This window comes from Streptococcus oralis subsp. tigurinus (assembly GCF_002356415.1).
Taxonomy (GTDB): domain Bacteria; phylum Bacillota; class Bacilli; order Lactobacillales; family Streptococcaceae; genus Streptococcus; species Streptococcus oralis_F.
Map to the genome: position 1 here is coordinate 509686 of NZ_AP018338.1, position 20902 is coordinate 530587.

21 protein-coding genes and 1 pseudogene are annotated in these 20902 nt (G+C 41.1%); 21 read left to right on the forward strand and 1 reads right to left on the reverse strand.

Annotation, left to right across the window (positions count from 1 at the left end):
• The first annotated feature begins 113 nt into the window (after positions 1–113).
• The 13 genes and pseudogenes from STO1_RS02545 (at position 114) to brnQ (ending at position 13918) form a co-directional block, all read left to right on the forward strand.
• Complete coding sequence (locus STO1_RS02545; protein WP_096421838.1) at positions 114–1775, forward strand: ribonuclease J; 1662 nt, start codon at positions 114–116, stop codon at positions 1773–1775.
• A 68-nt stretch (positions 1776–1843) separates the two neighbouring features.
• The gene (locus tag STO1_RS02550) at positions 1844–2623 is read left to right on the forward strand and encodes an alpha/beta hydrolase (protein ID WP_096421840.1); all 780 of its coding nucleotides are present in this window, start codon (positions 1844–1846) and stop codon (positions 2621–2623) included.
• A 104-nt stretch (positions 2624–2727) separates the two neighbouring features.
• On the forward strand, positions 2728–3441 hold the full coding sequence (locus STO1_RS02555; RefSeq protein WP_096421842.1) for a M57 family metalloprotease: 714 nt from the start codon (positions 2728–2730) through the stop codon (positions 3439–3441).
• 225 nt (positions 3442–3666) lie between these two features.
• Complete coding sequence (locus STO1_RS02560) at positions 3667–4881, forward strand: aminoacyltransferase (RefSeq protein WP_007520467.1); 1215 nt, start codon at positions 3667–3669, stop codon at positions 4879–4881.
• 4 nt (positions 4882–4885) lie between these two features.
• On the forward strand, positions 4886–6118 hold the full coding sequence (locus tag STO1_RS02565) for an aminoacyltransferase (protein ID WP_061588360.1): 1233 nt from the start codon (positions 4886–4888) through the stop codon (positions 6116–6118).
• A 184-nt stretch (positions 6119–6302) separates the two neighbouring features.
• Positions 6303–6404, forward strand: a pseudogene (locus STO1_RS09875) (peptidase); the annotation flags it as partial.
• A 101-nt stretch (positions 6405–6505) separates the two neighbouring features.
• Complete coding sequence (gene uvrC / locus STO1_RS02570) at positions 6506–8353, forward strand: excinuclease ABC subunit UvrC (RefSeq protein ID WP_096421844.1); 1848 nt, start codon at positions 6506–6508, stop codon at positions 8351–8353.
• Positions 8343–9197, forward strand: coding sequence for a metallophosphoesterase family protein (locus STO1_RS02575; RefSeq protein ID WP_084939217.1), 855 nt, complete (start codon positions 8343–8345; stop codon positions 9195–9197). Before uvrC ends, STO1_RS02575 begins: the two co-directional genes overlap by 11 nt.
• 173 nt (positions 9198–9370) lie before the next feature.
• Complete coding sequence (locus tag STO1_RS02580) at positions 9371–9976, forward strand: nitroreductase family protein (RefSeq protein WP_096421846.1); 606 nt, start codon at positions 9371–9373, stop codon at positions 9974–9976.
• A gap of 11 nt (positions 9977–9987) precedes the next feature.
• Entirely contained in the window at positions 9988–11388 is a 1401-nt protein-coding gene (gene pepV / locus STO1_RS02585) for a dipeptidase PepV (RefSeq protein ID WP_084939215.1), read from the forward strand.
• 53 nt (positions 11389–11441) lie between these two features.
• Positions 11442–12020, forward strand: a complete 579-nt coding sequence (locus STO1_RS02590; RefSeq protein WP_007520460.1) for a uracil-DNA glycosylase family protein — start codon at positions 11442–11444, stop codon at positions 12018–12020.
• 173 nt (positions 12021–12193) lie between these two features.
• Positions 12194–12421, forward strand: a complete 228-nt coding sequence (locus STO1_RS02595) for a rhodanese-like domain-containing protein (RefSeq protein ID WP_231870005.1) — start codon at positions 12194–12196, stop codon at positions 12419–12421.
• Positions 12422–12592: 171 nt separating this feature from the next.
• Positions 12593–13918, forward strand: coding sequence for a branched-chain amino acid transport system II carrier protein (gene brnQ, locus STO1_RS02600; protein WP_001074573.1), 1326 nt, complete (start codon positions 12593–12595; stop codon positions 13916–13918).
• Between the two features lie 48 nt (positions 13919–13966).
• On the opposite strand, the gene STO1_RS02605 is transcribed toward brnQ, so the two are convergent.
• Positions 13967–14518 (reverse strand): DUF1307 domain-containing protein, encoded by a 552-nt coding sequence (locus tag STO1_RS02605; RefSeq protein WP_033605963.1) that lies wholly within the window; start codon positions 14516–14518, stop codon positions 13967–13969.
• 140 nt (positions 14519–14658) lie between these two features.
• Here STO1_RS02605 and STO1_RS02610 point away from each other — a divergent pair, with 140 nt between their 5' ends.
• From STO1_RS02610 to STO1_RS02645, 8 genes are all read left to right on the forward strand, one after another.
• The gene (locus tag STO1_RS02610; RefSeq protein WP_096421848.1) at positions 14659–15696 is read left to right on the forward strand and encodes a M42 family metallopeptidase; all 1038 of its coding nucleotides are present in this window, start codon (positions 14659–14661) and stop codon (positions 15694–15696) included.
• 1 nt (position 15697) lies between these two features.
• Positions 15698–16159, forward strand: a complete 462-nt coding sequence (locus tag STO1_RS02615) for an HIT family protein (RefSeq protein WP_096421850.1) — start codon at positions 15698–15700, stop codon at positions 16157–16159.
• 15 nt (positions 16160–16174) lie between these two features.
• Positions 16175–16891 carry an LD-carboxypeptidase LdcB/DacB gene (ldcB, locus tag STO1_RS02620; protein WP_096421852.1) on the forward strand — a complete coding sequence of 239 codons (717 nt, stop codon included), beginning with the start codon at positions 16175–16177 and terminating at the stop codon, positions 16889–16891.
• Positions 16892–17013: 122 nt separating this feature from the next.
• Positions 17014–17439: a 50S ribosomal protein L11 gene (gene rplK / locus STO1_RS02625; protein WP_001085808.1), complete on the forward strand. Its 426-nt coding sequence runs from the start codon at positions 17014–17016 to the stop codon at positions 17437–17439.
• Positions 17440–17646: 207 nt separating this feature from the next.
• On the forward strand, positions 17647–18336 hold the full coding sequence (gene rplA / locus STO1_RS02630) for a 50S ribosomal protein L1 (protein WP_001085676.1): 690 nt from the start codon (positions 17647–17649) through the stop codon (positions 18334–18336).
• A gap of 174 nt (positions 18337–18510) precedes the next feature.
• Entirely contained in the window at positions 18511–19023 is a 513-nt protein-coding gene (locus STO1_RS02635) for an adenine phosphoribosyltransferase (protein ID WP_001049315.1), read from the forward strand.
• Positions 19024–19209: 186 nt separating this feature from the next.
• A complete protein-coding gene (gene metA, locus STO1_RS02640; RefSeq protein ID WP_084853721.1) occupies positions 19210–20154 on the forward strand; it encodes a homoserine O-acetyltransferase MetA in 945 nt (314 codons plus the stop codon).
• Between the two features lie 8 nt (positions 20155–20162).
• Positions 20163–20840, forward strand: a complete 678-nt coding sequence (locus STO1_RS02645) for a DnaD domain-containing protein (protein WP_061588350.1) — start codon at positions 20163–20165, stop codon at positions 20838–20840.
• Positions 20841–20902 lie beyond the last annotated feature (62 nt).

Here is a 20902-nt window from a genome sequence, read left to right on the forward strand (position 1 = left end):
CATCAAAAAAATGGTATAATGGTAGGAAAAGATTCGGCTGAAAGTTTTAGAACTTTTAGAATAAGAGGGTAAACCTACCCTATAATCAAGATAAATGAAGTTTCGGAGGGAAAATGAGTAATATCAGTTTAACAACACTAGGTGGTGTACGAGAAAATGGGAAAAATATGTACATCGCTGAAATCGATGGTTCTATTTTTGTTTTGGATGCTGGGCTTAAATACCCTGAAAATGAACAACTAGGGGTTGATGTCGTCATTCCAAACATGGACTACCTTTTTGAAAATAGTGACCGTATCGCAGGGGTCTTCTTGACCCACGGGCATGCGGATGCTATTGGTGCCCTGCCTTATCTCTTGGCAGAAGCGAAGGTGCCTGTGTTTGGCTCTGAGTTGACTATCGAGTTGGCGAAACTCTTTGTCAAAGGAAATGATACGGTTAAGAAATTCAATGACTTCCATATCATTGATGAAAACACGGAGATTGACTTTGGGGGAACGGTGGTTTCCTTCTTCCGTACGACTCACTCTATCCCAGAAAGTCTGGGAGTTGTGTTAAAAACACCAAAAGGGAACATTGTTTACACAGGCGACTTCAAGTTTGACCAGACGGCTAGTGAATCCTATGCGACGGATTTTGCGCGTTTAGCCGAAATCGGCCGTGACGGTGTCTTGGCACTTCTCAGTGATTCTGCGAATGCAGACAGCAATATTCAGGTGGCGAGCGAGAGTGAAGTTGGGGATGAAATTACCCAAACCATCGCTGACTGGGACGGTCGTATCATCGTTGCAGCAGTTGCCAGCAACCTTTCTCGTATCCAGCAGGTTTTTGATGCAGCTGCGGAGACTGGCCGCCGAGTCGTTTTGACTGGATTTGATGTTGAAAATATCGTCCGTACAGCGATTCGTCTCAAAAAATTGTCTCTAGCTAATGAAAGCCTTTTGATAAAACCGAAAGAAATGTCTCATTTTGAAGACCATGAGTTGATTATCCTAGAGACAGGTCGTATGGGTGAACCCATCAATGGGCTTCGCAAGATGTCCGTTGGGCGCCACCGTTATGTAGAAATCAAGGATGGGGACTTGGTTTATATTGTAACAACTCCATCCACCGCCAAAGAAGCAGTTGTGGCTCGCGTTGAAAATATGATTTACCAAGCTGGTGGTGTGGTAAAACTCATTACCCAGAGTTTGCGAGTATCAGGACACGGAAATGCGCGTGATTTGCAGTTGATGATCAATCTTTTGCAACCGAAATATCTCTTCCCTGTCCAAGGGGAGTACCGTGAGTTGGATGCGCATGCCAAGGCTGCCATGGCAGTTGGAATGTTGCCAGAGCGCATTTTCATCCCTAAAAAGGGAACGATCATGTCCTATGAACATGGAGATTTCGTCCCAGCTGGAGCAGTTTCTGCAGGCGATGTCATGATTGATGGAAATGCCATTGGTGATGTTGGGAATGTCGTTCTTCGCGACCGTAAGGTCTTGTCAGAGGATGGAATCTTTATCGTGGCTATTACTGTTAACCGTCGTGAGAAGAAGATTGTGGCTAAGGCTCGTGTTCATACGCGTGGATTTATCTACCTTAAGAAAAGTCGTGACATTCTCCGTGAAAGTTCAGAATTGATTAACCAAACGGTAGAAGAGTATCTTCAAGGGGATGACTTTGACTGGGCAGATCTCAAAGGCAAAGTTCGTGACAATTTGACCAAGTACCTCTTTGATCAAACCAAGCGTCGCCCAGCAATCTTGCCAGTCGTGATGGAAGCAAAATAATAAGCAGAATACCTACAGAAAAAGTCGAAATTCGGCTTTTTCTTATAGAATAGTAAAAGGAGACAACCATGGCAGTTATGAATATTGAGTATTACTCAGAAGTTTTGGATATGGAGTGGGGTGTTACCGTCCTCTATCCAGATGGCAGTCGAGTGACTGAACCAGATTGCGCAGATATTCCTGTTCTTTACCTTTTGCATGGAATGTCAGGAAATCAGAATAGCTGGCTCAAGCGAACCAATGTCGAGCGCTTGTTGCGGGGAACCAATCTCATTGTTATCATGCCCAATACAAATAATGGCTGGTACACAGATACTCAGTATGGCTATAACTACTATACTGCTCTAGCAGAAGAGTTGCCTCAGGTTATGAAACGTTTCTTCCCCAATATGACCAGCAAGCGAGAAAAGACCTTTATTGCAGGTCTCTCAATGGGAGGCTATGGTTCCTTCAAGCTGGCTCTCGCAACCAATCGTTTTTCTCGTGCGGCTAGTTTTTCTGGTGCACTCAGTTTTCAGGGATTTTCTCCTGAAAGTCAGGATTTAGGCTCTCTTGCATACTGGCGAGGAGTTTTTGGAGAAATCAAAGACTGGACAGCTAGCCCTCATTCGCTTGAAAGTATTGCTAGGAAATCGGATAAAAAAACCAAACTTTGGGCTTGGTGTGGCGAGCAAGACTATCTCTACTCTGCCAATAATCTTGCTGTGAAAAACCTCAAAAAGCTTGGTTTTGAAGTGACCTATAGTCATAGTGCTGGCACTCATGAGTGGTACTACTGGGAAAAACAATTGGAGCATTTTTTAGCTACTCTACCAATTAACTTTGTCTTGGAAGAACGTTTATCTTAGTTTTAGGTTTCTTTCAGCTTTCTTCAGTAAAATAGGGAATCTATCTTGATCAAGTAGAATGTGATTTTAAGATAGATTCTTATTTTTATGAAAGGTGGAGCGTCATGTTCTGGATTATTCGATTATTGTTCCGATTTCTTTTGGGAATTTGGCGTTTCTTTTGGCGTCTAGTCTGGACCTTGGTCATCATCCTTCTCCTTGCTTTTGGAGTACTATGGTATCTGACAGGTGATTTTCATTCTGCGGTCAATCAGGTTGAAAAAATGAGCAAGATTGGTCAAGGTGGCTGGAATCAATGGAGGGAGACGGGAACGCTGGAAGTCTTGTCTCAGACAGACAGTCACCAACATGCAGAAGGCAAGTGGGCTCAGGCCTCAGCTCGCATCTATATTGAACCTCAAATGGATGAGACCTTCCAAGGTGCCTATGCAGAAGCTATAAAAAACTGGAATCAAACGGGAGCCTTTACCTTTGAGGTGGTTGTGGATCCTAGCCAGGCAGATATTGTGGCAAGTGAGATGAATGATGGATCGACCGCTGTAGCAGGTCAAGCTGAGAGTCAAACCAATTTGTTAACCAATCAATTTATATCTGTAACGGTTCGCCTGAATCACTATTATCTATCTAATCCAAACTATGGATATTCTTATGAACGGATTGTGCACACGGCGGAGCACGAGCTGGGGCATGCCATCGGATTGGATCATACCAACAAGACTTCTGTTATGCAACCTGCAGGCTCCTACTATGGGATTCAGCCTCGGGATGTGATTGAAGTCAGAGAATTGTATGTAAATAATTATGGACGAGTGATTTAATTTGCTTTTTCAAAAGCTAAAACAACAATTTTTATACTACAAATTTAGTTGAGAAAGATTATCTTAATGACATACTTCCTATTATTTCTTTTAACTATTTATAGGAAAAGTTACTGATATTAACTCCATATACTAGGTGATGTGTGAAGATTATTTTTTCTTTATTTTTAAAAAAAAAAATAGTAAAATAGGACTAAGATTAATAGAAAATGGAAAGTACATGTCATGTATTATTATCGAGTTGGTATTTCTGCTGAAGAACATGATCGTTTTGTTAGACGAAGTTCTTTAGTGAATCTCTTGCAAAGTAGTGCTTGGGCAAGTGTAAAAAGTGAATGGGAAAATGAAAGAGTTGGGTTTTATAGTGATAATCAAATAGTGGCGGTAGCTAGTTTACTTTATAGATCTTTACCCTTTGGTTTTACAATGTGCTACATTGCCAGAGGTCCAATTTTGGATTATACTGACCAATCTTTGATGGATTTTGTATTTTCTTCGCTTAAAAAGATTGCGCAGAAAAAACGAGCTCTTTTTATTAAGATAGACCCTGCGCTTTGTTTGAATAAAACTTATATTGATGGTCAATTTTATGATTACTCAGAGGAAACTCTAAAAACGCTAAATTATCTACAAAAACTAGGATTCATTTGGTCTGGTAAGACTAGTGGAATGATTGATACTATTCAGCCTCGTATACAGGCGAAAGTGTACAAAGAAAATTTTGATGAGAAATATCTACCGAAATCAGCAAGACAAGCTATTAGGACTGCACAAAATAAAGGAATAACTATTCAGTTTGGTGGGATTGAATTATTAGAATCATTTTCTTTTCTAATGAAGAAGACGGAGGCAAGAAAAAGTATTCATTTGCGTAATGAAGCCTACTATCGAAATTTACTATTGTCTTTTCCAGACCATGCTTATATAACATTATCTACACTTGATTTGCCAAATCGGTTGAATATTTTAGAAGAACAAAGAAATCAGAATCAAAAAATTCTAGAATCTTTATCAGCTACTGTTAAATCTTCGAAATATCAAAGTAGGTTGCAAGAAAGCGAAAGGTTGAATGAAGAAATTCTATTTTTGGAGAAATATATTTCTTCAGGTGTTCAAGTTGCTCCTTTATCAGCCACTTTGACCTTGGAATTTGGGCAGACATCTGTGAATTTATATGCAGGAATGGATGTAGAATTTAGACGCTATAATGCTCCAATTTTAACATGGTATCGAACACTACAGCATGCATTCGAAAGAGGTTCTATCTGGCAAAATCTAGGAGGCATTGAACATACAAGAGATGGCGGGCTTTATCGCTTTAAGGCTAATTTTAATCCAACTATTGAAGAATATTTAGGCGAGTTTACGCTACCTATTCATCCTTTGTATCCTTTAATAAATCTCCTATTTAATCTTCGAAAAAAATATCATAGAAAGTAAATGTATGACACTAACTGTACTTACTAAAGAAGACTTTCGCATTTATTCAGAATCAATTACCTCCCGCTCGTTTTTACAATCAATCCAGATGGGAGAATTATTAGAAAAGCGAGGAGCAACAGTGACCTACCTTGCTCTAAAGCATACAGAGACCATTCAGGTTGCCGCGTTGGTTTATAGTTTGCCAATGACAGGTGGACTGCACATGGAAATCAATTCTGGTCCAATTTATAGCGATGCAACTTACCTAAAGGAATTTTACAAAGATCTCCAAGTGTATGCTAAACAACATGGGGCTCTGGAGTTGATTGTCAAACCTTACGATACTTTTCAAAGTTTTGATACTAATGGGAATCCAGTGACGGAGGAGCAACAAGAAATTATTCAGTGTTTGACGAATCTAGGATATTGTCATGATGGTTTACAGATTGGTTACCCAGGTGGGGAACCTGATTGGTTATATGTCAAGGATTTAGAAGGAATCACAGAGGAGAATTTAATTAGATCTTTTAGTAAAAAGGGAAAACCCTTGGTTAAGAAAGCTAGAAGCTTTGGCATTCAATTGAGACGATTAAAACGTGATGAATTATCTATTTTTAAAGATATTACTGCTACGACATCAAAAAGAAGAGAATATAGTGATAAAAGTTTAGAATATTACGAACATTTTTATGATGCATTTGGAGACCGAGCTGAATTTATGGTTGCAACTTTAAATTTTCAAGATTATCTTTCTCAACTGGAGAAAACTCAAGAAAACTTATCCAAAAAAATAGCAGATTTTGACGCAGCGTTAAGAAAATCACCTGATTCAGCTCAGAAGAAAAAAGAGCATAAAGAATTGCTACATCAATTTGAAACTTTTGAGGTTCGTAAATCGGAAGCACATAAATTGATAGCAAAGTATGGGGAACAAAAGGTTGTATTGGCTGGTAGTCTTTTTATCTATATGCCTCAAGAGAGCACCTATCTTTTTAGTGGCTCTTACACAGAATTTAATAAGTTCTATGCACCAGCGTTGCTTCAAGAGTATGTTATGTTAGAGAGTATAAAGCGTGGAATTCCTGTTTATAATTTTTTAGGGATTCAAGGAATATTTGATGGAAGTGATGGTGTGCTTCGCTTTAAGCAAAACTTTAATGGCTATATTGTAAGGAAGGCGGGAACTTTCCGTTATTATCCTTCTCCTCTCAAGTATAGAATTATTTCTCTAATAAAAAGGATATTGGGTCGATAATTACGTTACCTATGTACTACCCCAAAAAGTTATTTTTTGTATAACTTTTGTAGTATAGTTTAGTGCTTCTTTTTTCTATGTTCTATTTGAGTCAAAAATATTTTGATGTGCATAAGAGGGGAAAACCAGGAAGTAATATGGAAATTTCACTTATATAAATTAGGGTATCAGATAAATCTATAGCTATACCAACGAGACTTCTGTTATGCAACCTGCAGGCTCTTACTATGGGATTCAGCCTCGGGATGTGAAAGCTGTTCAAGAACTCTATACTAGTAGCGACTAGATGAAGTCGGTGCAATCCGAAAAGAAACCAAAGCTCCTCCATCAAGTGATTGGTGGGGCTTTTTGTTCGTCCTGTTACGGCCTTTTTGCTATAATGGAACTATGAATAACTTGATCAAATCAAAACTGGAGCTCTTGCCGACCAGCCCCGGTTGCTACATTCATAAAGATAAAAACGGCACCATTATCTATGTAGGAAAGGCTAAAAATCTGCGCAATCGCGTGCGCTCTTACTTCCGTGGCAGTCACGATACCAAGACAGAGGCTCTGGTATCTGAAATTGTGGATTTCGAATTTATCGTTACCGAGTCCAATATTGAGGCCCTCCTTCTGGAAATCAACCTCATCAAGGAAAATAAGCCCAAGTACAATATCATGCTCAAGGATGATAAGTCTTATCCATTTATCAAAATTACCAATGAGCGCTATCCTCGTTTGATTATCACCCGTCAGGTCAAGAAGGATGGAGGTCTTTATTTTGGACCTTATCCCGATGTGAGCGCAGCCAATGAAATCAAACGACTACTGGATCGGATTTTCCCTTTTCGGAAATGTACCAATCCGCCGTCTAAGGTTTGTTTCTATTACCATATCGGCCGGTGTATGGCCCACACCATCTGTAAAAAAGATGAGGCCTATTTCAAGTCCATGGCTCAGGAGGTTTCTGACTTCTTAAAAGGGCAGGATGACAAAATCATCGACGAACTCAAGGGTAAAATGGCAGTAGCAGCACAAAGTATGGAGTTTGAACGGGCAGCGGAATACCGTGACCTGATTCAGGCGATTGGCACTCTGCGGACTAAGCAACGGGTCATGGCTAAAGACCTCCAAAACCGTGATGTCTTTGGCTACTATGTGGACAAGGGCTGGATGTGTGTGCAGGTTTTCTTTGTCCGTCAGGGTAAGTTAATTGAGCGTGACGTCAATCTATTCCCTTATTACAACGATCCTGATGAAGATTTTCTGACCTATGTGGGACAATTCTATCAAGAAAAATCTCACCTGGTTCCCAATGAGGTGCTGATTCCGCAGGATATCGATGAAGAAGCAGTCAAGGCCTTGGTGAATACCAAGATTCTCAAACCCCAACGTGGGGAGAAAAAACAACTGGTCAATCTGGCCATAAAAAATGCTCGTGTTAGTCTGGAGCAGAAGTTCAATCTACTAGAAAAATCTGTCGAAAAGACCCAGGGAGCTATTGAAAATCTGGGACGCTTGCTCCAAATCCCGACTCCGGTTCGTATCGAGTCCTTTGATAACTCTAATATCATGGGAACCAGTCCTGTTTCAGCTATGGTGGTCTTTGTCAACGGTAAACCGAGTAAAAAAGACTACCGTAAGTACAAGATAAAAACGGTTGTCGGTCCAGATGATTATGCCAGTATGAGAGAAGTCATTCGCAGACGTTATGGCCGAGTTCAACGTGATGGTCTAACCCCGCCAGATTTGATTGTCATTGATGGGGGACAAGGTCAGGTCAATATCGCCAAGCAAGTCATCCAAGAGGAACTGGGCTTGGATATTCCAATTGCAGGTCTGCAAAAGAATGACAAGCACCAAACCCATGAACTGCTCTTTGGAGATCCACTGGAAGTGGTAGAGTTATCTCGCAATTCTCAGGAATTTTTCCTCCTCCAACGCATTCAAGATGAGGTACACCGCTTTGCTATCACTTTCCACCGCCAACTGCGCTCCAAAAATTCTTTTTCATCTCAATTGGATGGGATTGACGGTCTGGGACCTAAACGCAAGCAGAATCTCATGAAGCATTTTAAATCTCTCACTAAAATCAAGGAAGCCAGTGTGGATGAGATTGTCGAAATTGGTGTGCCAAGAGCAGTCGCAGAAGCTGTTCAGAGAAAGTTGAACCCGCAGGAAGAAGTGGAGTTAGCTCAAGTAGCGGAAGAAAAAGTAGATTACCAAACAGAAGGAGGTCATCATGAACCATAAAATCGCAATTTTATCAGACATTCATGGAAATACGACAGCCTTAGAAGCAGTGATTGCAGATGCTAAAACTCAAGGAGTCAGTGAATATTGGCTTCTGGGAGATATTTTTCTGCCTGGTCCAGGTACAAATGATCTGGTTGCTCTGCTAAAGGATCTGCCTATCACAGCGACTGTCCGCGGAAACTGGGATGATTGTGTCCTTGAGGCTTTAGATGGGCAATATGGCTTAGAAGACCCACAGGAAGTCCAGCTCATGCGATTGACCCAGTTTTTGATGGAGCGAATGGACCCTGCAACGATTGTCTGGCTACGAAGCTTGCCTTTGCTGGAAAAGAAAGAAGTTGACGGGCTGCGCTTTTCTATCTCTCATAATTTACCTGACAAAAATTATGGTGGTGACTTGTTGGTGGGGAATGATACAGATAAATTTGACCAACTCCTAGATGAGGAAACGGATGTGGCAGTCTATGGTCATGTCCACAAGCAGTTGCTTCGTTATGGAAGCCAAGGGCAACAAATCATCAATCCCGGTACGATTGGCATGCCCTATTTTGATTGGGAGGCGTTAAAAAATCACCGTGCCCAGTATGCTGTGATAGAGGTTGAGGATGGGGAATTGGTAAATATTCTATTTCGAAAAGTTTCTTATGATTATGAAGCGGAGTTAGAATTGGCCAAGTCTAAGGGCCTCCCCTTTATCGAAATGTATGAAGAATTACGACGAGAAGACAACTATCGGGGGCACAATCTAGAACTCTTAGCTAGTTTAATTGAAAAGCATCGGTATGTAGAGGATGTGAAGGATTTCTTGGAGGCTATAAAGTCAGAATACAAGATAGACTAGTTTCTTTAAGCTGCTGAAAAATAGTAGGAATTGAATGAGGGAATCACTGATTTAAATGATGTGCTTCGTTCAGTTGCTTATCCTTGTTCCAGTTAATTTCTATGAAAAATCTCTGCAAGCTCTTTCAGAATATGGTAGAATGGAAGCAGTAGAATTAGAAAAGGAAATCGATTATGAAATTTCTTGAATTAAATAAAAAACGTCATGCGACCAAGCATTTCACTGATAAGCCTGTGGATCCAAAAGATGTTCGTACTGCTATCGAAATCGCGACTTTGGCTCCAAGTGCCCACAATAGCCAGCCATGGAAGTTTGTGGTGGTTCGTGAAAAAAATGCTGAATTGGCAAAATTGGCTTATGGTTCGAACTTTGAGCAGATTTCGTCTGCGCCAGTGACCATTGCCTTGTTTACCGATACAGATCTGGCCAAACGTGCCCGCAAGATTGCCCGTGTTGGTGGTGCAAAGAATTTCTCAGAAGAGCAACTTCAATACTTCATGAAAAATTTGCCTGCTGAATATGCACGTTACAATGAGCAACAGATTAGTGACTACTTGGCCCTCAATGCTGGTTTGGTTGCCATGAACTTGGTTCTGGCTCTTACAGATCAAGGAATTGGTTCCAACATTATCCTTGGATTTGACAAATCAAAATCCAACGAAGTTTTGGACATTGAAGACCGTTTCCGCCCAGAACTCTTGATTACAGTGGGTTACACAGACGAAAAATTGGAACCAAGCTACCGCTTGCCAGTAGATGAAATCATCGAGAAAAGATAGAAGGAGATAATATGACAGTAATTGATTTTACAGCAGAAGTAGAAAAACGCAAAGAAGCCCTCTTGGCTGACCTATTCAGTCTTTTGGAAATCAACTCAGAACGTGATGACAGCAAAGCGGATGCGCAACATCCTTTTGGACCTGGTCCAGTAAAAGCTTTGGAGAAATTCCTTGAAATCGCAGACCGTGATGGTTACCCAACAAAAAATGTAGACAACTATGCAGGTCATTTTGAGTTTGGTCAAGGAGAAGAAGTTCTTGGAATCTTTGCCCACATGGACGTGGTGCCAGCTGGTAGCGGTTGGGACACAGATCCATACACACCAACCATCAAGGACGGTCGCCTCTACGCGCGTGGTGCTTCTGATGATAAGGGACCTACAACAGCTTGTTACTATGGTTTGAAAATCATCAAAGAATTGGGCCTTCCAACGTCTAAGAAAGTTCGCTTTATCGTTGGAACGGATGAAGAATCAGGCTGGGCAGACATGGACTACTATTTTGAACATGTAGGACTTGCCAAACCAGACTTCGGTTTCTCTCCAGATGCTGAATTCCCTATCATCAATGGTGAAAAAGGTAACATCACAGAATATCTTCATTTTGCAGGTGAAAATGCAGGTGCTGCCCGTCTTCACAGCTTTACAGGTGGTTTGCGTGAAAACATGGTACCAGAATCAGCAACGGCAGTTGTTTCAGGTGATTTGGCTGATTTGCAGGGCAAATTAGATGCCTTCGTCACTGAACACAAACTCAGAGGAGAAATCCAAGAAGAAAACGGCCAGTACAAGGTGACTATCATTGGTAAATCAGCCCATGGTGCTATGCCTGCTTCAGGGGTCAATGGTGCGACCTACCTTGCCCTCTTCCTCAGTCAGTTTGACTTTGAAGGACCTGCAAAAGACTACCTCGACATCGCTGGTAAGATTCTCTTGAACGACCATGAGGGTACAAATCTCAAGGTTGCTCATGTAGATGAAAAGATGGGTGCCCTTTCTATGAATGCCGGTGTCTTCCGCTTTGATGCAGCAAGTGCTGACAATACCATTGCCCTCAACTTCCGTTATCCAAAAGGAACAAGTCCAGAGCAAATCAAGTCAGTTCTTGAAAACTTGCCAGTTGCTTCTGTTAGTCTTTCTGAACACGGACACACCCCTCACTATGTGCCAATGGAAGATCCGCTTGTGCAAACCTTGTTGAATGTTTATGAAAAACAAACTGGTCTTAAAGGTCACGAGCAAGTCATCGGAGGTGGAACCTTTGGTCGCTTGCTAGAACGTGGTGTTGCCTACGGTGCTATGTTCCCAGATTCTATTGATACCATGCACCAAGCCAATGAATTCATCGCCTTAGACGATCTCTTCCGAGCAGCAGCAATCTATGCAGAAGCTATCTATGAATTAATCAAATAAAATGATAGAAGTCTGAGATTTTATGCTTAGACTTCTTTTTGGAGGGAAAACAGATGTCTCAAATCGAAAGAATCAAGCAAGCCATTATGGCGGATCCACAGAATACCAGCTATACGGAACGCGGAATCGAACCTCTCTTTGCAGCGCCAACAACTGCTCGTATCAATATTGTCGGTCAAGCTCCGGGCTTTAAAACGCAAGAAGCTGGAATTTATTGGAAGGATAAGAGTGGTGATCGTCTGCGTGAGTGGCTAGGTGTTGATGAAGACACCTTTTACAATTCAGGGTTGTTTGCAGTTATTCCCATGGACTTTTATTTCCCAGGACATGGAAAATCAGGCGACCTTCCACCCCGTAAAGGCTTTGCCGAAAAATGGCACCCACAACTCCTAAAGGAATGTCCAAATATTGAATTGACCCTTTTGATTGGACAATATGCCCAAGCCTATTATTTACAGGAGAAAATCAGTGGCAAGGTGACAGAAAGGGTAAAACATTACCAGAACTACTTGCCTGAGTATTTCCCCCTAGTTCACCCTTCTCCTCGTAATCAAATCTGGATGGCTAAGAATCCTTGGTTTGAGTCTGAAGTGGTTCCAGAGTTGCAAAGAAGAATTAAAACGATTTTATAGTCAATGAAAATCAAAGAGCAAACTAGGAAGCTAGCCGCAGGCTGTACTTGAGTACGGTAAGGCGACTCTGACGTGGTTTGAAGAGATTTTCGAAGAGTATTAGGAGAAAAAGAATGAAAGAAATAGCCTTCGATGAATTTTATCAGTTTTACTAAAATGGTCAGCTTTCTCTAGTGGACGTGAGAGAAATAGAAGAGTTCAAGATGCTTCATTTAGAAGGTGCACACAACTTACCGCTTAGTCAACTGGCTGATACTTATGAGCAGTTGGAAAAGGAGCAGTTACATTATGTTATTTGTAAATCTGGGATGAGATCAGCTCGTGCTTGCCAGTTTTTAGAGGAGCATGGATATAAGGTCATCAATGTTCAAGGTGGCATGACGGCCTTTGAAAATCTTTAAAATTTTGCATTTCTCCTACTTGGTGTGTACTAGGTAGGAGAATTTTGTTTTTAGATAATTCTTATTTTTAAAAATATTGAAAACATTCAATATTTACTTCGTGATGCTTTTTTCATACTCTTATTCGTGATATACTAGGTCAGTATTTTAGAAATATGAAGGAGATTCTTTATGGCTAAAAAAGGTGCCCTAACAGGTTTGCTCCTGTTTGGAATATTTTTTGGTGCGGGGAACTTGATTTTTCCGCCTTCTCTAGGTGCCCTATCTGGAGAACATTTTCTTCCTGCCATTGCAGGTTTTGTCTTTTCAGGCGTCGGTATCGCCGTTTTGACTCTCATTATTGGAACTCTCAATCCTAAGGGATACATTTATGAGATTTCTAAGAAAATCTCACCTTGGTTTGCGACGCTTTATCTCGCAGTCCTCTATTTATCAATTGGTCCCTTCTTTGCCATTCCACGTACAGCCACAACAGCTTACGAAGTCGGGATTAGCCCCCTTTTATCAGATGCGAATAAAGGACTTGGATTGATTGTCTTTACCGTACTATATTTTGTAGCGGCTTATTTGATTTCACTCAATCCATCAAAGATTTTGGATCGGATCGGACGTATCTTGACACCAGTCTTTGCTTTGTTGATCGTTATCTTGGTTGTACTAGGTGCCTTCAAGTATGGTGGAACAAGTCCTCAAGCGGCCTCAGAAGCCTATCAATCCTCTGCTTTTGGAACAGGTTTCCTAGAAGGGTATAATACCTTGGATGCTCTTGCTTCAGTCGCCTTTAGTGTGATTGCTGTTCAAACCTTGAAACAACTTGGATTCTCAAGTAAGAAAGAGTACATTTCAACTATTTGGGTGGTTGGTATCGTTGTAGCTCTTGCCTTTAGCGCTCTTTACATCGGTTTAGGATTCCTTGGAAATCACTTCCCGGTACCAGCAGAAGCAATGAAGGGTGGAACACCAGGTGTTTATATCTTGTCGCAAGCTACTCAGGAAATCTTTGGTTCAACAGCTCAACTCTTCCTTGCTGTTATGGTAACTGTAACCTGCTTCACAACGACAGTTGGCTTGATTGTGTCTACAGCTGAATTCTTTAATGGACGTTTCCCACAAATCAGCTACAAGGTCTATGCAACTGCCTTTACCTTGATTGGATTTGCTATTGCAAACCTTGGTCTTGATGCAATCATTAAGTATTCAGTTCCAGTACTGGTAATCTTGTACCCAATCACCATCGCCATTGTGATGATTGTGATTGTTAATAAGTTTGTCGCTCTATCAAAACCAGGTATGCAGTTAACTATTGGGCTTGTTACAGCGATTGCTCTTGCAAGCGTCCTTGGAAGTTCTTTTAAGATTGAGTTTCTAGCAAATCTCGTTAATGCTCTTCCGTTTGCAGCTGCCTCTCTACCATGGTTGGTGCCAGCAATTATTGGAATCTTGCTTTCACTGGTTCTACCAAACAAACAAGAGAGTGACGTTTTTGAGATGGAATAAAAAAATTCTTGGTCATCGACCAAGAATTTTTTGTATGAGCACGACTCATTAGTTGGTTTGTTCAGTATAACCAGCTTCTTTAAGCATTTTTTTCGAGGCAGCAAAGCTTACACGGTTTCCAATACCAGAATATTCGTTCGGCATTGCTTTTTTCAATTCGTCAAGACTCGCGACAGTCATGTCAACCTCGATGTTTTGGATAACTTTTTCGTCTTGAATTTCAACTTTTTGTGTAACCCCTTTGACCCCTTCATAACCTTTATAAGTATCATCAACAATTTCCTTAACACCTTCCGCGGTATTATTAAGTTTTTCAGGGTCAAGTACATTATGAACAGTTTGTTTTACAACGTCATCTCCCTTCACAGTATAAGTCAAGGTAGAATGAATTCCAGGTTTGCTATTGTGGACAAATGTGTGGGTTTCTGTCTCATCTTTCTTTTCAGATGATTGCTGACTGCTTTGTTTGGTCTCGCTTGACTGAGTTGTTGTGTCTTCTTTGCTACTGCTGTTAGTAGGTGTTGATGCTTGTTTGGAACATCCGAGTAGGAGGACAAGTGAAGCCACTAGGGCTAGTGATACTTTAAAGTATGATTTCATATTTTTTACTTTCCTTTTATAATCAAAGTATTTGTATTATAACATGGATCGATAGTGAAAGCAACTAAACACAGTTTTTCTCCTTTTTGAGAAGGAGTCTGACTAGAAAAATGTTATAATGGTAGGAAAGAGGTGAAGAAATGAATCAGACTGTAAACTATATCAAAGAACTAACCGCAATTGCATCTCCGACGGGCTTTACGCGTGAGATTTCAGACTACCTAGTCCATACTTTAGAAGAGCTTGGTTACCAGCCTATTCGAACAGCTAAGGGGGGTGTCAATGTGACCATTAAAGGTCAAAACGATGAGCAACAACGCTATGTGACTGCCCACGTGGATACGCTGGGTGCTATTGTTCGTGCAGTCAAACCGGATGGTCGTCTCAAATTAGATCGTATCGGTGGTTTTCCTTGGAACATGATTGAAGGGGAAAACTGTACGGTGCATGTGGCTAGCACTGGTCAAAAGGTATCTGGAACCATCCTCATCCACCAAACTTCATGCCATGTCTACAAGGATGCAGGAACTGCAGAACGCACACAGGACAATATGGAAGTGCGTTTGGACGCAAAAGTGACCAATGAAAAAGAAACTCGCGCCTTGGGCATCGAGGTCGGTGATTTTATCAGCTTTGACCCACGAACTATCGTGACAGAGGCTGGTTTTATCAAGTCCCGTCACTTGGATGACAAGGTCAGCGCAGCAATTTTGCTCAATCTCCTTCGAGTTTATAAAGAAGAGCGAATTGACTTGCCGATGACGACACATTTTGCCTTTTCAGTATTTGAAGAAGTGGGTCATGGTGCTAACTCAAGTATCCCAAGTCAAGTTGTCGAATATCTAGCTGTAGATATGGGAGCTATGGGCGATGACCAACAGACAGATGAGTACACAGTATCTATCTGTGTCAAGGATGCTTCAGGACCTTATCACTATGACTTCCGTCAACACTTAGTAGCTTTGGCGAAAGAGCAGGATATTCCATTTAAGCTGGATATCTATCCATTTTATGGTTCGGATGCTTCAGCAGCTATGTCAGCAGGTGCAGAGGTCAAGCATGCCCTCCTTGGTGCGGGAATCGAGTCCAGTCACTCTTATGAGCGCACCCACATTGATTCAGTAGTAGCGACTGAGCGTATGGTTGATGCCTATCTCAAGAGCGAGGGGGTATCATAGAATGTGCTTAATCTGTCAGAGAATTGAACTCATCAAAGCTGGACAAAATCCCTACTTTGTAAAAGAACTAGAAACAGGCTATGTTGTCATTGGAGACCACCAATACTTTAAGGGCTATACCTTATTTCTGGCAAAAGAGCATGTCACAGAACTTCATCAGATGGAAACCTCTGTAAAACTTCGTTTTCTAGAGGAAATGAGTCTGGTCCAAGAAGCAGTCGCCAAAGCGTTTAAAGCTGAAAAGATGAACATCGAACTTCTAGGAAATGGAGATGCCCATGTTCACTGGCACCTCTTTCCAAGACGATCAGGTGATATGAGGGGTCGTGGATTGAATGGCCGTGGTCCAGTCTGGTGGGTGCCCTGGGAAGAAATGGCGGCAGAAGATTGCCAAGTGCAATTCCATGAGTTGGAACAAATGATTAAAACCTTATCCGATGAATTAGAGAAGCATGTGATTTAAGAGAGGAAGAAAAAAATGAAAAAAAGATACATCGTTTTATCCGGTTTGCTAGCAGTAACCCTAGCAGCATGTTCTCAAGAAACACCTAAAAATGAAGAAAATACTCAAAAAACGGAACAGACTAGCCAATCTGAAGGGACTGTAGGAAGCAAATCTCAAGCTTCTAGTCAGAAAAAGGCAGAAGTTGTCAATAAGGGAGACCACTATAGTATACAAGGAAAATACGATGAAATCGTCGTAGCTAATAAGCACTATCCTTTGTCAAAAGACTACAATCCAGGAGAAAATCCAACAGCTAAGGCAGAGTTGGTCAAACTCATTGCAGCAATGCAAGCAGCTGGCTACCCAATCAGCGATCACTACAGTGGTTTTAGAAGTTATGAAACTCAAACCAAACTTTATCAAGACTATGTGAATCAAGACGGTAAGGAAGCAGCAGATCGCTATTCAGCTCGCCCAGGTTATAGTGAACACCAAACAGGTCTTGCTTTTGATTTGATTGGGACTAATGGAGAATTAGTGACAGAGGAGAAGGCAGCTCAGTGGCTCTTGGATCATGCGGCTGACTATGGCTTTGTTGTTCGCTATCTCAAAGGAAAGGAAAAAGAGACTGGCTACATGGCGGAAGAATGGCATCTTCGCTACGTCGGAAAAGAAGCCAAAGAAATTGCTGCAAGTGGCCTTAGTTTGGAAGAATACTATGGCTTTGAAGGCGGAGATTACGTCGATTAAAAAAGAAATTTTTCTCTTGCATTTTTAGATAAATAGTGTATAATAGATGAGTATGTGTAAAGCATACTTGTGGGAGGTAAAAATCTTACATTACCGCCAAAACCACAAAGGAGGATTTAAAAATGGCTAAAAAAGTCGAAAAACTTGTAAAATTGCAAATCCCTGCTGGTAAAGCTACACCAGCTCCACCAGTTGGACCTGCTCTTGGTCAAGCTGGTATCAACATCATGGGATTCACAAAAGAGTTCAACGCTCGTACAGCTGATCAAGCTGGTATGATCATTCCAGTTGTTATCTCAGTATACGAAGACAAATCATTTACTTTCGTTACAAAAACACCACCAGCTGCTGTTCTTTTGAAAAAGGCTGCAGGTGTTGAAAAAGGATCAGGTACACCTAACAAAACTAAAGTTGCTACAGTTACTCGTGCACAAGTACAAGAAATTGCAGAAACTAAGATGCCAGATTTGAACGCAGCAAACATTGAGTCTGCAATGCGTATGATCGAAGGTACTGCTCGTTCTATGGGATTCACTGTTGTTGACTAATCAATAACACAGTAGAAAATCTCACAGCAGTCTATTAGTTGCTTTTCATACTAGGCAAGTGACTGAGGCTTGTACTTAGGTACAGTAAAGGAACTGAACGAAGTAGGAAAAGGAAAATAATAGGCTGAAAACCCGCAAGACTTCATCATTTCGAGAAGTGACGTGGGAGATGAAAATCGATTGAACCACTTACAAGGAGAATAGAAAATGGCTAAAAAAAGCAAACAACTTCGTGCTGCTCTTGAGAAAATTGACAGCACAAAAGCATACAGTGTAGAAGAAGCTGTAGCACTTGCAAAAGAAACTAACTTTGCAAAATTTGACGCAACTGTAGAAGTTGCTTACAACTTGAACATCGACGTTAAAAAAGCTGACCAACAAATCCGTGGAGCAATGGTATTGCCAAACGGAACTGGTAAAACTTCACGCGTTCTTGTTTTCGCACGTGGTGCAAAAGCTGAAGAAGCAAAAGCTGCTGGTGCAGACTTTGTTGGTGAAGATGACCTTGTTGCGAAAATCAACGACGGTTGGTTGGACTTCGACGTAGTTATCGCTACACCTGATATGATGGCTCTTGTTGGACGTCTTGGACGTGTCCTTGGACCACGTAACTTGATGCCAAACCCTAAAACTGGTACTGTAACAATGGATGTTGCTAAAGCAGTTGAAGAGTCTAAAGGTGGTAAAATTACTTACCGTGCTGACCGTGCAGGTAACGTTCAAGCAATCATCGGTAAAGTATCATTTGAAGCTGAAAAATTGGTTGAAAACTTCAAAGCTTTCAACGAAACAATCCAAAAATCAAAACCAGCTACAGCTAAAGGAACTTACGTAACAAACTTGACAATCACAACTACTCAAGGTGTTGGTATCAAAGTTGACGTAAACTCACTTTAATCAGTAGTTTATAAAAGAGAAGACGAGTACGAAAGTGCTCGTTTTTTTGATGAGTATGACCTTTTAGAAAAATCAGTTCATTGATCAGCTTTGTAGCAATAGTGCGTTTCCTCTTCTTCTTTCACAGAAAATATGGTATAATAGAGAGTAAAAAACTTTGAAAGAAAGAAAAAGATGAATTTAAAAGATTATATCGCAACGATTGAAAATTATCCTAAGGAAGGCATTACCTTCCGTGATATCAGCCCTTTGATGGCAGATGGAAATGCTTATAGCTATGCTGTTCGTGAAATTGTTCAGTATGCAACAGACAAGAAGATCGACATGATTGTGGGTCCAGAGGCTCGTGGATTTATTGTTGGTTGCCCCGTTGCCTTTGAGTTGGGGATTGGCTTTGCGCCTGTTCGTAAGCCAGGTAAATTGCCACGCGAAGTCATTTCTGCTGACTATGAAAAAGAGTACGGTATTGATACCTTGACCATGCACGCTGATGCCATCAAACCAGGTCAACGCGTTCTCATCGTAGATGATCTCTTAGCAACAGGCGGGACTGTCAAGGCAACAATTGAGATGATTGAAAGACTTGGTGGAATTGTAGCCGGTTGTGCTTTCTTGATTGAGTTGGATGAGCTTAAAGGCCGTGAAAAAATCGGAGATTACGATTACAAGGTACTTATGCATTATTAATAAAAAACAGTCCTTGGGGCTGTTTTCTCTTCATCCGCTATATAAATTAACTATAGCTAGTTAGAGAAAAACTATAATTGAAAACTATATCTTCATACAGTATAATATAGGGAAGAAGTATTTGGAGGTTTTTGCTTTCAAACAGACAAGATCATTCCCAAAATAGAGAACTGTTAGGAGGGTATTATGCCGATTCGACTTGATAAAAAATTACCAGCTGTGGAGATTTTAAGGACAGAAAATATCTTTGTGATGGACGACCAACGGGCCGCTCATCAGGATATTCGCCCCTTGAAGATTTTGATTTTAAATCTCATGCCCCAAAAGATGGTGACAGAAACGCAACTCTTGCGGCATTTGGCTAATACACCGTTGCAATTAGATATTGATTTCTTATATATGGAAACGCATCATTCCAAGACAACCCGTGCCGAACATATGGAAACCTTCTATAAGACCTTTCCAGAGGTCAAGAATGACTTCTTTGATGGAATGATTATCACGGGAGCACCAGTGGAGCATTTGCCTTTTGAGGAGGTGGATTATTGGGAGGAATTCAAGCAGGTCATCGAATGGTCCAAGACGCATGTTTTTTCAACCCTGCATATCTGTTGGGGTGCACAAGCAGGTCTTTATGTTCGCTATGGCGTTGAAAAGCACCAGATGGATCGGAAACTATCAGGTATTTACCCACAGGATACCTTAAAAGAGGGGCACCTTCTTTTTAGAGGTTTTGATGATCGCTATGTAGCTCCTCATTCTCGTCATACTGAGATTTTAAAAGAAGAAATCTTAAACAAGACCAATCTTGAGATTCTGTCAGAAGGTCCTGAGGTTGGGGTTTCTATCTTAGCTAGTCGAGATTTGCGTGAGATTTATAGTTTTGGCCATTTGGAGTATGATCGTGACACTTTGGCAAGAGAGTATTTTCGTGATTATGAGGCGGGGCTCGACCCTCATATCCCAGAGAACTACTTTAAAAATGATGATGTAAATGAGACGCCCTGTCTCTGTTGGTCTTCATCAGCTGCCCTCTTTTTCAGCAATTGGGTAAACTATGCAGTTTATCAAGAAACCCCTTTTGACTGGAGAAAGGTAGAGGATGATGCGGCTGCATTTGGATATTTATAAGAGGAATTATGACATATTTTGACGCTTTTAAATCAGGGAACTTGGTTTTACCAAGTGCCCTGCTCTTGCATTTTAAGGAACTCTTTCCTTCCAGCGAAGATTTTCTCGTCTGGCAATTTTTCTATTTACAAAATACCACAGCCTTAGGAGATGTTTCGCCTAGCCAAATAGCTGAAATCATTGGGAAAGAGGTGGCAGATGTCAACCAATCCATTTCGAATTTGACTGAAAATGGTTTGATACAATATCGGACCATTGAACTAAATGGGGAAATTGAGCTGATTTTTGATGCTAGTCTGGCTTTTGAACGCTTGGATAGCTTGTTAGATAGCCAAACTCCAGCTACAACTGCCCCAAACTCCAAAAATCAATTGAAGGATCTGGTTGAAACTTTTCAGCAGGAATTGGGGCGCTTGTTAACACCATTTGAAATCGAAGATCTTTCCAAGACTGTCAAAGAAGATGGAATCAAGGCGGATTTGATCAAGGAAGCTCTCCGAGAGGCGGTTTTTAATGGCAAACCAAACTGGAAGTACATTCAGGCAATCCTTCGTAACTGGCGCCATGAAGGTATCCAGTCTGTGGCTCAGGTGGAGGCCAAACGAGCAGAGCGAGAAGCGAACAATCCCAAACAAGTTCAGGCTTCGGCTGATTTCCTCGATGCCATGAATTTGTGGCAAGATTAGTCGCTTGAAAAATCTTGAAAATTAGAGTAAGGTTTGCAAGCTCGTTATAAATATGATAGAAT

Bases quoted from the DNA above. Each gene is read 5' to 3' on its own strand.
- STO1_RS02590 (WP_007520460.1), top strand. From the start codon at position 11,442: ATGTCTCAAATCGAAAGAATCAAGCAAGCCATTATGGCGGATCCACAG.
- rplA (WP_001085676.1), top strand. From the start codon at position 17,647: ATGGCTAAAAAAAGCAAACAACTTCGTGCTGCTCTTGAGAAAATTGAC.
- STO1_RS02605 (WP_033605963.1), bottom strand. From the start codon at position 14,518: ATGAAATCATACTTTAAAGTATCACTAGCCCTAGTGGCTTCACTTGTC.
- STO1_RS02555 (WP_096421842.1), top strand. From the start codon at position 2,728: ATGTTCTGGATTATTCGATTATTGTTCCGATTTCTTTTGGGAATTTGG.
- STO1_RS02580 (WP_096421846.1), top strand. From the start codon at position 9,371: ATGAAATTTCTTGAATTAAATAAAAAACGTCATGCGACCAAGCATTTC.
- STO1_RS02635 (WP_001049315.1), top strand. From the start codon at position 18,511: ATGAATTTAAAAGATTATATCGCAACGATTGAAAATTATCCTAAGGAA.
- pepV (WP_084939215.1), top strand. From the start codon at position 9,988: ATGACAGTAATTGATTTTACAGCAGAAGTAGAAAAACGCAAAGAAGCC.
- STO1_RS02610 (WP_096421848.1), top strand. From the start codon at position 14,659: ATGAATCAGACTGTAAACTATATCAAAGAACTAACCGCAATTGCATCT.
- STO1_RS02615 (WP_096421850.1), top strand. From the start codon at position 15,698: ATGTGCTTAATCTGTCAGAGAATTGAACTCATCAAAGCTGGACAAAAT.
- STO1_RS02645 (WP_061588350.1), top strand. From the start codon at position 20,163: ATGACATATTTTGACGCTTTTAAATCAGGGAACTTGGTTTTACCAAGT.
- STO1_RS02560 (WP_007520467.1), top strand. From the start codon at position 3,667: ATGTATTATTATCGAGTTGGTATTTCTGCTGAAGAACATGATCGTTTT.
- ldcB (WP_096421852.1), top strand. From the start codon at position 16,175: ATGAAAAAAAGATACATCGTTTTATCCGGTTTGCTAGCAGTAACCCTA.
- STO1_RS02565 (WP_061588360.1), top strand. From the start codon at position 4,886: ATGACACTAACTGTACTTACTAAAGAAGACTTTCGCATTTATTCAGAA.
- STO1_RS02545 (WP_096421838.1), top strand. From the start codon at position 114: ATGAGTAATATCAGTTTAACAACACTAGGTGGTGTACGAGAAAATGGG.
- STO1_RS02550 (WP_096421840.1), top strand. From the start codon at position 1,844: ATGGCAGTTATGAATATTGAGTATTACTCAGAAGTTTTGGATATGGAG.
- rplK (WP_001085808.1), top strand. From the start codon at position 17,014: ATGGCTAAAAAAGTCGAAAAACTTGTAAAATTGCAAATCCCTGCTGGT.
- uvrC (WP_096421844.1), top strand. From the start codon at position 6,506: ATGAATAACTTGATCAAATCAAAACTGGAGCTCTTGCCGACCAGCCCC.
- STO1_RS02575 (WP_084939217.1), top strand. From the start codon at position 8,343: ATGAACCATAAAATCGCAATTTTATCAGACATTCATGGAAATACGACA.
- metA (WP_084853721.1), top strand. From the start codon at position 19,210: ATGCCGATTCGACTTGATAAAAAATTACCAGCTGTGGAGATTTTAAGG.
- brnQ (WP_001074573.1), top strand. From the start codon at position 12,593: ATGGCTAAAAAAGGTGCCCTAACAGGTTTGCTCCTGTTTGGAATATTT.